Origin of the sequence: Grimontia sp. AD028, from assembly GCF_000973155.1 — a bacterium.
In the GTDB taxonomy this organism is placed as follows: Bacteria; Pseudomonadota; Gammaproteobacteria; order Enterobacterales; family Vibrionaceae; genus Enterovibrio; species Enterovibrio indicus.
Window position 1 is genome coordinate 1 of record NZ_LASY01000168.1, and the last position, 9,558, is coordinate 9,558.

At 48.5% G+C, this 9,558-nt stretch carries 10 protein-coding genes; 1 reads left to right on the plus strand and 9 read right to left on the minus strand.

Annotated elements, in window-relative coordinates:
• Positions 1-147: 147 nt before the first annotated feature.
• On the plus strand, positions 148-1,368 hold the full coding sequence (locus tag RN22_RS23810) for a response regulator (protein ID WP_002537053.1): 1,221 nt from the start codon (positions 148-150) through the stop codon (positions 1,366-1,368).
• Between the two features lie 29 nt (positions 1,369-1,397).
• Here RN22_RS23810 and nqrM read toward each other — a convergent pair whose 3' ends face one another.
• From nqrM to bolA, 9 genes are all read right to left on the minus strand, one after another.
• Entirely contained in the window at positions 1,398-1,619 is a 222-nt protein-coding gene (gene nqrM, locus RN22_RS23815) for a (Na+)-NQR maturation NqrM (protein ID WP_002537052.1), read from the minus strand.
• A gap of 10 nt (positions 1,620-1,629) precedes the next feature.
• Entirely contained in the window at positions 1,630-2,646 is a 1,017-nt protein-coding gene (locus RN22_RS23820) for an FAD:protein FMN transferase (protein WP_046308417.1), read from the minus strand.
• Positions 2,647-2,800: 154 nt separating this feature from the next.
• Positions 2,801-4,024: an NADH:ubiquinone reductase (Na(+)-transporting) subunit F gene (gene nqrF / locus RN22_RS23825; protein WP_002537048.1), complete on the minus strand. Its 1,224-nt coding sequence runs from the start codon at positions 4,022-4,024 to the stop codon at positions 2,801-2,803.
• A 31-nt stretch (positions 4,025-4,055) separates the two neighbouring features.
• On the minus strand, positions 4,056-4,652 hold the full coding sequence (gene nqrE, locus RN22_RS23830; RefSeq protein ID WP_002537045.1) for an NADH:ubiquinone reductase (Na(+)-transporting) subunit E: 597 nt from the start codon (positions 4,650-4,652) through the stop codon (positions 4,056-4,058).
• Between the two features lie 7 nt (positions 4,653-4,659).
• Complete coding sequence (locus tag RN22_RS23835) at positions 4,660-5,292, minus strand: NADH:ubiquinone reductase (Na(+)-transporting) subunit D (RefSeq protein ID WP_002537043.1); 633 nt, start codon at positions 5,290-5,292, stop codon at positions 4,660-4,662.
• Positions 5,285-6,067, minus strand: coding sequence for a Na(+)-translocating NADH-quinone reductase subunit C (locus RN22_RS23840; protein ID WP_002537041.1), 783 nt, complete (start codon positions 6,065-6,067; stop codon positions 5,285-5,287). Before RN22_RS23840 ends, RN22_RS23835 begins: the two co-directional genes overlap by 8 nt.
• Positions 6,054-7,298 (minus strand): NADH:ubiquinone reductase (Na(+)-transporting) subunit B, encoded by a 1,245-nt coding sequence (locus tag RN22_RS25070; protein ID WP_002537040.1) that lies wholly within the window; start codon positions 7,296-7,298, stop codon positions 6,054-6,056. Before RN22_RS25070 ends, RN22_RS23840 begins: the two co-directional genes overlap by 14 nt.
• 3 nt (positions 7,299-7,301) lie before the next feature.
• The gene (locus RN22_RS25075) at positions 7,302-8,642 is read right to left on the minus strand and encodes a Na(+)-translocating NADH-quinone reductase subunit A (protein WP_002537037.1); all 1,341 of its coding nucleotides are present in this window, start codon (positions 8,640-8,642) and stop codon (positions 7,302-7,304) included.
• Positions 8,643-9,131: 489 nt separating this feature from the next.
• The gene (gene bolA / locus RN22_RS23855; RefSeq protein ID WP_002537036.1) at positions 9,132-9,455 is read right to left on the minus strand and encodes a transcriptional regulator BolA; all 324 of its coding nucleotides are present in this window, start codon (positions 9,453-9,455) and stop codon (positions 9,132-9,134) included.
• Positions 9,456-9,558: the final 103 nt, after the last annotated feature.

Sequence of the window (9,558 nt, forward strand, 5' to 3'; positions counted from 1 at the left end):
TCTGCCTTGCATAAAATCCCCACAAACTGCTGCAAAAATCATCACCAAAGGTCAGCAGCCCCTAGGCTATAGTTAAACGTATAATTAGAAACGACACTTTTGATTCCAATCTGGGACAACATGAGACCCCAGAAAAAGGTGCGCAACATGATGATGAGTCGCAAGGTACTGGTTGTCGATGACAGTCCGACATTTCAAAGTTACGTTTCCTCTCTGTTAGAAGATGCGGGATTCGAGCCCGTCGTCTTTGGCAGCCTCGCGGAAACGAAAGCTTATCTGGAAACCAAGCCTAGTTTTGTCAGCGCGGTTCTCGATTTCTGCTTGCCTGATGCCCCTAAAGGCGAAGTGATTGACCTTGTGCTTGAAGCTGGGCATCGGGTCATAGTGTTAACAGGAAATGGGGACAAAGAGCTCAGAGAGGAGCTTCTTGGTAAAGGGATTGTCGATTACATATTGAAAGACAGCGCGGTCTCTCTCGCCTTTTTGGTTCCTTTGCTAAACCGTTTAGTCCAGAACATCGACAAGACAGCTCTGGTTGTTGATGATTCTCCTGCCATCACCCAGTTTCTGAAAGACCTTCTTGAGCGTCAATACATCACGGTTCACACCGCCTCAAATGGTATCGAGGCTCTCGAGGTGATGGATAACGTATGGAACGTAAACCTTGTTATCACCGATAATGACATGCCGTTGATGAATGGCGTTGAACTTACCCAGCACCTAAGAATGAATAACGATCGTGATGAACTGGCGATCATAGGCCTTTCAGCGTCGGATAATCCCGACCTCATTCCGCAGTTTCTCAAAGCAGGCGCCAATGACTTTCTCAATAAGCCATTTAACCAAGAAGAGCTTTATTGCCGCATTCATTCGCAACTGAATATGCAGGATGCCAGTGAGCAACTCTACTTTTTAGCTAACCGTGACCATCTTACCGGTCTTTGGAACCGTCGATATTTCTTTAACTTTACCGACGAAAATCCCGCCCCTCATAAAAGTATCGCAATGATTGATATCGACAACTTCAAGAACATCAATGATACCTACGGACATGATGGCGGCGACCATGTACTGAAATATCTGGGGCGGACACTGAACATGGCGTTTTCCTCAGCGCTTCCGGCAAGATTCGGTGGTGAAGAGTTCGTGGTTCTCTGCACGGAAAACAGCGATGTTTTTCAAGCTGAACTGGAAGCATTTCGGCAGGAAATTGAACGCACAGTTATCGAATATAATGACCAAATCATCAAGTACACTGTGAGCATCGGGCTTGCGAGTGGAAACCAGTCTCTCGGACTCTTACTGAAAGAAGCGGATGACAAGCTTTACGAAGCGAAAGCTCAGGGGAGAAACCTGTTGAGATCATAAAAAAACCGCCTTTCGGCGGTTTTTCCAATTTAGATGATTTGGTTCTTTTTCCACTCTTCAGTCTTCGCTGCTCGAGCTTCACGCTTCTTGCGCGCATCACACGGCTCAGGGCAATCACATTCTTTCTCGATACCCACTGCGCCCAAACCACCACAGCTTCCGCTGATCGTTTTGCGCTGAATAATGAAGCCAATAGACATACCAGTAATCACCAGAATGAATACCGCGAAGGTTATCAGATACACAGACATCTTATTACCTTTAACGTGTTAGATATGGTTTGAACGCATCCGATGCGACTTCGTTAAATCCATTATCCGTCTTTACGATGAAAAATGCAGGAATATTTTCCTGGTTCGCTAATGCAAGCGCCGCATCTGGGCCCATCACCATAAAGGCCGTAGAGAGGCCATCCGCCGTCATACAAGACTTATCCAGTACAGTTACCGACACAAGACGATGGTTGATTGGCTTGGCTGTTGCTGGGTTAATAGTGTGCGAGTAACGAACACCATTTTCTTCAAAATAGTTGCGGTAGTCACCTGACGTGGCGATTGCCATATCACCCGGTGCAATGATTTCCTGCACTGTTTGCTGTTCAGACGTTGGCTTTTCGATGGCAATACGCCATGGCTGCCCTTCTGCATTTTTACCTTTTAGCTGAAGCTCACCACCGATCTCAACCAAGTAATTATCGATACCCAGTGACGCCAGATAGTTTGCCACTACATCGACACCAAAGCCCTTAGCAATCGATGACAAATCGACGTATAGGCCCGGGTTGGTTTTGATCAGGTTGTTACCCTCTACAGACAAGAACTCAATCCCTGTCATTGCACGGCGCTCTTCAATCTGCTCGTCGGTTGGAACACGGTCAGGACGTCCTTCAGGACCAAAACCCCAAAGGTTAACCAATGGGCCAACGGTGACATCCAATGCGCCATCAGATAGCAGGTTCAGACGAATCGCTTCTGCGACCACTTTTGCCGTGTCTTTCGACACAGTAAATGGTTCACTGCCTTTTTGCTGGTTAAACAGACTCAGTTCAGAATCCTTGCGGTACGTAGACATCTGATCGTTGACCAACTCCAGACGTGCATCAATTTCCGCCTGAATATCGCTGGAAGCAGGAAGCTCCATCTCAGAAACATATTTCACCGAGTAATAGGTTCCCATGGTGGAACCTGTCAGGTGTGTTTGCTGAGGCGCTTGTTCGCATCCAGTCAAAACCAGCAATGCGCTAATCATTAGACCGGCAGACAACAGGAATTTTTTCATTACATCATCCAGTTGATTATAAAAGAGATCAGAAAGAATCACTTTCGACTTTGGTGAGCTAGAAAAGCCATTCAGAAAACAATGATTCTGTCTGATTAGATGCAAAATGGCTGACCCTAAGGCCAGCCATTATCTCCTTCAGACAGCGGGGCGATTAGCCACCGAAGTCATCCAGTAGGATGTTCTCGTCTTCAACACCCAAGTCTTTCAGCATGCCGATCACAGCGGCGTTCATCATTGGAGGACCGCACATGTAGTACTCACAATCTTCTGGCGCTTCGTGATCTTTGAGATAGTTCTCGAACAGCACGTTGTGGATGAAGCCAGTGTAGCCATCCCAGTTATCTTCTGGCATAGGATCAGACAGAGCACAGTGCCAAACGAAGTTTTCGTTTTCTGCTGCCAATCCATCGAAATCTTCTACATAGAACATTTCACGCTTAGAACGCGCACCGTACCAGAAAGACATCTTACGGCTAGACTTCAGACGCTTCAGCTGGTCGAAGATGTGTGAACGCATTGGTGCCATACCTGCACCACCGCCCACAAATACCATTTCTGCATCTGTGTCTTTCGCGAAGAACTCACCAAACGGACCAGAGATCGTACACTTATCACCTTCCTTCAGTGACCAGATGTACGAAGACATGATGCCTGGTGGTACGTCTGGGTTGTTAGGTGGTGGCGTCGCAATACGCACGTTCAGCATGATGATGCCAAACTCTTCTGGGTAGTTCGCCATTGAGTATGCACGGATGGTTTCTTCGTTAACCTTGGACTCGTAACGGAACAGGTTAAACTTCTCCCAGTCTTCACGGTATTCTTCTGGAATATCGTAATCTGCGTACTTAACGTGGTGAGCAGGCGCTTCGATCTGGATGTAACCACCAGCACGGAACGGTACTGACTCGCCGTCTGGAATTTGAAGCTTCAGCTCTTTGATGAAGGTTGCTTTGTTATCGTTAGAGATAACAGAACATTCCCACTTCTTCACGCCGAAGATTTCTTCAGGGAGCTCGATGTCCATGTCAGTTTTCATTGCTACCTGACAGGCCAGACGCTCACCTTCACGTGCTTCACCCTTGCTGATGTGGTCAAGTTCAGTTGGCAGGATATCACCACCACCTGATTTCACTTTCACGCGGCACTGGCCACATGAGCCACCACCACCACAAGCTGAAGATACGAATACACCTGCACCAGCCAGCGCGCTCAGAAGCTTACCGCCTGGTTGCGTGGTGATTGCAAGGCTTGGATCGCCGTTTACAGCGATCGTGATGTCACCTGATGGTACCAGCTTGGACTTGGCGAAAAGAATCACCAGTACCAGTGCCAGTACGATTAGAGTAAACATCACTACACCAAGAATAATGTCCATTGACTATTCCTTAATTCGCGGTTTACCCGACTTACAGTTGAACACCGGAGAAAGACATAAAGCCTAACGCCATCAGACCTACAGTGATGAAGGTAATACCCAGACCACGAAGTGCAGGTGGTACGTCAGAGTACTTCATCTTTTCACGGATACCTGCCAGCGCAACAATCGCCAGCATCCAGCCCACACCAGAGCCGAAACCGTAAACCACAGACTCCATGAAGTTGTAGTCACGTTGAACCATGAAAGATACACCACCGAAGATTGCACAGTTCACTGTGATCAGTGGCAGGAAGATACCCAGTGCGTTGTATAGCGGCGGGAAGAAGCGGTCCAGAACCATTTCCAGGATCTGTACCAGTGCCGCGATAACGCCGATGAAAGTGATGAAGTTCAGGAAGCTAAGATCCACGCCTTCAACAATCGCACCGTTTTTCAGTACCAGGTTGTAAATCAGGTTGTTAACCGGAACGGCCACAGACAGTACCACGATTACCGCAACACCTAGACCGAAAGAGGTTTTTACTTTCTTGGATACTGCCAGGAAAGTACACATACCCAGGAAGAAAGACAGTGCCAGGTTTTCGATGAAAATCGAACGAACCAGCAGACTAATGTAATGTTCCATTACGTCCTTACTCCTTCGCTTCTACTTGTTCAGGTTTGAAGTAACGCACAACCCAGATCAGGAAGCCGATCAGGAAGAACGCTGATGGGGCCAGAAGCATCAGACCGTTTGGCTGGTACCAACCACCTTCTGAAGTCAGAGGCAGAATTGACACGCCGAACAGCTTGCCTGAGCCCAGCAGTTCGCGGAAGAAGCCAACAGAAATCAGTACGAAACCATAACCCAGACCGTTACCGATACCGTCGATAAATGATGGCAGCGGTGGCGACTTCATCGCGTACGCTTCTGCACGACCCATAACGATACAGTTGGTGATGATCAGGCCAACGAATACCGACAGCTGCTTAGAGATGTCGTAAACGTAAGCTTTAAGGATCTGGTCTACCACGATTACCAGCGATGCAATGATCGCCATCTGAACGATGATACGCACAGAGTTTGGAATGTGGTTACGAATAAGCGATACGAACAGGTTCGAGAATGCCGTTACGAAAACTACCGCAAGGGTCATTACGAACGCTGTTTCCAGCTTGGTGGTTACTGCCAGTGCAGAACACACACCCAGTACCTGAAGGGCAATTGGGTTGTTATCCAGTACTGGAGACCAAAGATTCTTTTTCAGTTCTTTAGAATCAGCCATTGATCAGCTCTCCCTGTTGAACTTTCTTCAGGAATGGGCCAAAGCCGTTGTCACCAAACCAGAAGTCAAAGGTGTGCTGTACACCGTTTGAAGTCAGAGTCGCACCTGACAGACCGTCTACACCGTAAACATCTCCAGGTTGAGCACCGCCTTTAACAACTTTCAGCGCAGGCATGCCTTTGTCATCAAACAGCAGTTTGCCTTCGAACTGTGCACGCCAGCGAGGGTTTTCAACTTCGCCACCCAGACCCGGAGTTTCACCGTGCTGGTAGTAAGCGATGTCAGAAACGGTCTTGCCGTCTGTGTCCAGTGCAACGAAAGCATACATCATGCCCCACAGACCACTGCCATGTACTGGCAGGATCAGACGCTCAGTTTGACCCGCGTCGTCTTTCACCAAGTAAACCTTGGCGATGTCAGACAGGCGGCCAATCTTGGCGATATCTTTGTCTGCAGTCAGTTTTACTGACTGAGATGGGTCAGACGCTGCAATGCGTTGGTCAAAAGCCTTCGCTTCTTCAACAGTACCTACGAGGTCACCTGTTTTCAGGTCAACCAGACGTGGTTCGATGAACTTGTCAAAGGTTCCAGTGATGTTGCCGTTCGCATCGATACCAGCAACAGAAAGGATGTTGCGCTGTACGTCCAGCACGGCATTTTTCTCTTGCAGAGGACGCAGAGAAACGGCCGCGAACGATACCACGACTGAACACACGAGGCTCAGCGCGATAACTACGGTCAGCGTTTTTTTAATGCTATCGTTATTGCTTGACACGAGCCAGTCTCCGTTTGATGTTGCCCTGGATTACCAGGTTGTCGAACAGCGGCGCAAACAGGTTCGCGAACAGGATAGCCAGCATCATACCCTCTGGGTACGCTGGGTTAACCACACGAATCATCACTGCCATCGCACCGATCAGGATGCCGTACCACCATTTCGCTTTGTTGGTAAACGACGCGGAAACTGGGTCAGTTGCCATGAACATCATACCGAACGCGAAACCACCCAGAACCAGGTGCCAATGCCATGGCATGCTGAACATTGGGTTGGTGTCAGAGCCGATGATGTTGAACAGGGTCGCTGTAGCTACAAGACCAATCATGGTACCCAGAATGATGCGCCAAGATGCGATTCGCATCGCGACGATCATTGCACCACCAATGAAGATTGCCAGCGTTGACACTTCACCGATTGAGCCAGGGATGTTACCAATGAATGCATCCATCCAAGAGGTTGCTTGGCCTGTGATGTTGTTAACCAGCGCACCTTGACCACCTTGAGCCCACTGGCTCAGCGCAGTCGCACCTGAATAACCGTCAGCCGCAGTCCAAACCAGGTCACCTGAAATCTGTGCAGGGTATGCAAAGAACAGGAACGCACGGCCAGCAAGTGCAGGGTTCAGGAAGTTACGACCGGTACCACCGAAAATTTCTTTTGCTACAACAACACCAAAGGTAATACCCAGTGCTGCTTGCCACAGAGGAAGTGTTGGCGGAACAATCAATGCAAACAGGATAGAAGTAACGAAGAAACCTTCGTTGACTTCGTGCTTGCGCACCATACAGAACAGGACTTCCCAGAAGCCGCCCACGATAAATACCGTTGCGTAGATAGGCAGGAAGTAAGTGGCACCCAGTACCATTTTACTGCCCCAGCCAGCATCTGGTGTCAGCGTACCGCCCAACATTTCTGTCAGCCAGTAGTGCCAGTTACCGCCAACAACTGCTGCCAGTTGCTCTGCACCGTACATAGAGTTCAGTGCCATGATGGCTTGGTTACCAGCGTTGTACATGCCAAAGAACATGGCAGGGAATACAGCCAGCCACACCATGATCATGATGCGCTTCAAATCGATGCTGTCACGAACGTGCGCACCGCGTTTGGTCACTAGGCCTGGGGTGTAAAGAACAGTCGCTACTGCTTCGTACAGCGCAAACCACTTCTCGTGTTTACCACCCGGCTCGAAGTGATGCTCGATATCTTCAAGAAAATTCTTCAGGCTCATCGCTTACCCTTCCTTCTCAATTTGATCCAGGCACTCGCGGAGCATAGGGCCAAAATCGTACTTGCCAGGGCAAACAAAAGTACACAGAGCAAGATCTTCAGGATCCAGTTCCAGTGCGCCCAGCTGAGACATGCTGTCCAGGTCACCTGCACAGATATCACGCAGCAGCAGAGTCGGCTCGATGTCCAGAGGCATCACACGCTCGTAGTTACCGATTGGCACCATAGAGCGCTCACTACCGTTTGTGGTAGTGGTCATGTTGAACAGCTGGCCTTTAAAGAACTGGCTTAAATATGCGCGGGTAACGGAGAACTTGTTCTTACCTGGAGTAATCCAGCCAAACAGTTCTTTTTCACGACCTTCACGAAGCGCGCTCACCTGAAGGTGATAGCGACCGAGGTAACCGTGAACACCACCAGCGTTCGTACCACTTAGTACGGAGCCAGAAATGAGACGGATTTCACCAGGCATCAACTCATTGTCAGTGATGTCTGAAATAGAAGCACCGATTTGCGTGCGGATGAGACGAGGATTGTTAACAACCGGACCTGCCAGAGAAACGACGCGATCTGTGTAAACTTCACCAGTGAGGAAAAGCTTACCGAAAGCGATAACGTCTTGATAGTTCAGGTGCCAAACCTGCACGTCCATACCAACAGGACGCAAGAAGTGAATGTGGGTACCAACCAGACCTGCTGGGTGAGGACCATTAAACACTTGCTCTTCCACATTGGCTTGGTTGCTACGCGGCAGGCTGGATTCGCCTTTACACACAAACACCTTACCGTCGGTCAGGCGTGAAAGCACGTCCAGACCTGCTACAAACGCTTCTTGCTGTTCATTAATGATCAGCTCTGCGTTTGCAGCCAGAGGGTTTGAGTCCATCGCTGTAACAAAAACAGCTGCAGGACTTGCGTCAACCGCTGGTGTTTTGCTAAATGGGCGGGTACGGAGCGCCGTCCACACACCTGACTCAACAAGTTGGTCTACGACCACTTGACGATCCAGGCCTGCGATGTCGGAGGCTTCGTATTTGTTGAAAGTGACTTGCTCGTTGCCTTCTACTTCGATGACAACAGACTGAAGAACACGTTTTGCACCGCGGTTAACTTCAACCACAGTACCCGCTGCAGGAGCAGTAAATTTAACGCCTTGGTTCTTCTTGTCTTCAAAAAGAACCTGACCTTTTTTCACTACATCCCCAACACGAACATGCATCGTTGGACGCATGCCAACGTACTCTTCGCCAAGCAAGGCGACTTTTTTGATGGCAGGGCCATCATTTATCACCTGAGCTGGAGTCCCGGCAATTGGGATGTCCAGACCCTTTTTTATTGTAATCATACGCACTTGCACTACATTAACGGGAAAAAATTCTGTTATTGCGCAGTTTAATACACGACTTTCCACTGTCTAGCTGAGCGACTCATTCGCTCACCTTCGCAACTTCCTCATCACCAACCCGCAACAATTCAAGGCATGGGGTCAGTTTTCAAGCGGTGGATTCTATCATTAACCAAAGTCGTGATTCCACGGCAATCACCGTGATACACCCTGAATTTTCAGCAACTGAGCAAACTATGCTCAATTGTAAGCGATAAGTATGAGGCGGTGCACAGTTTAGGGTGCAAATGTGATGTGGATTAATTGTTACAAAATCAACATCTGACACTTGGACCTGTTGCTATCTTGAACAGCTGGATACACCCAATTTATTTAACATTTGCTCATACTTTGGGACAGTCACTGTCCCGTTGCTTGGCATCTGATATTCAGAAGCGATTTTCCTTTCTGCGCTAAAAGGGCTGTTTGAAACAGCCCTTACTTATTGGTCTATTCGGCGTCTAAAACCGAACCACCGTGACATGGCGGGGAGACGGGTGCTTGACCATTTAATTCGCGCCACTCTTCTTCAGTATAAGTATGAATTGCAAGTGCATGGATATCATTTTGCAATTCTTCACTCAGGGTCTGGTTTACCGCACGGTGCCTAGCGATAAGGCGTTGCCCTTCAAACTGTTCACTGACCACAGTCACTTTAAAGTGACTTTCTGAGCCTTCAGGGACGTTATGCATGTAACTTTCGTTTTTTACATCCAAATGCACCGGTGAAAATGCGGTGTTGAGCTTACGCTCAATTTTTTGCTGAACTTTCATTCTTCCCTCTGACTTTAGACGCAAATTTTAAAATAGGTCGTGTCTACGAACTTTTTGTCTTCAATAATTAGAAGTTGACGGGTATGTATACCCAAACGACCTG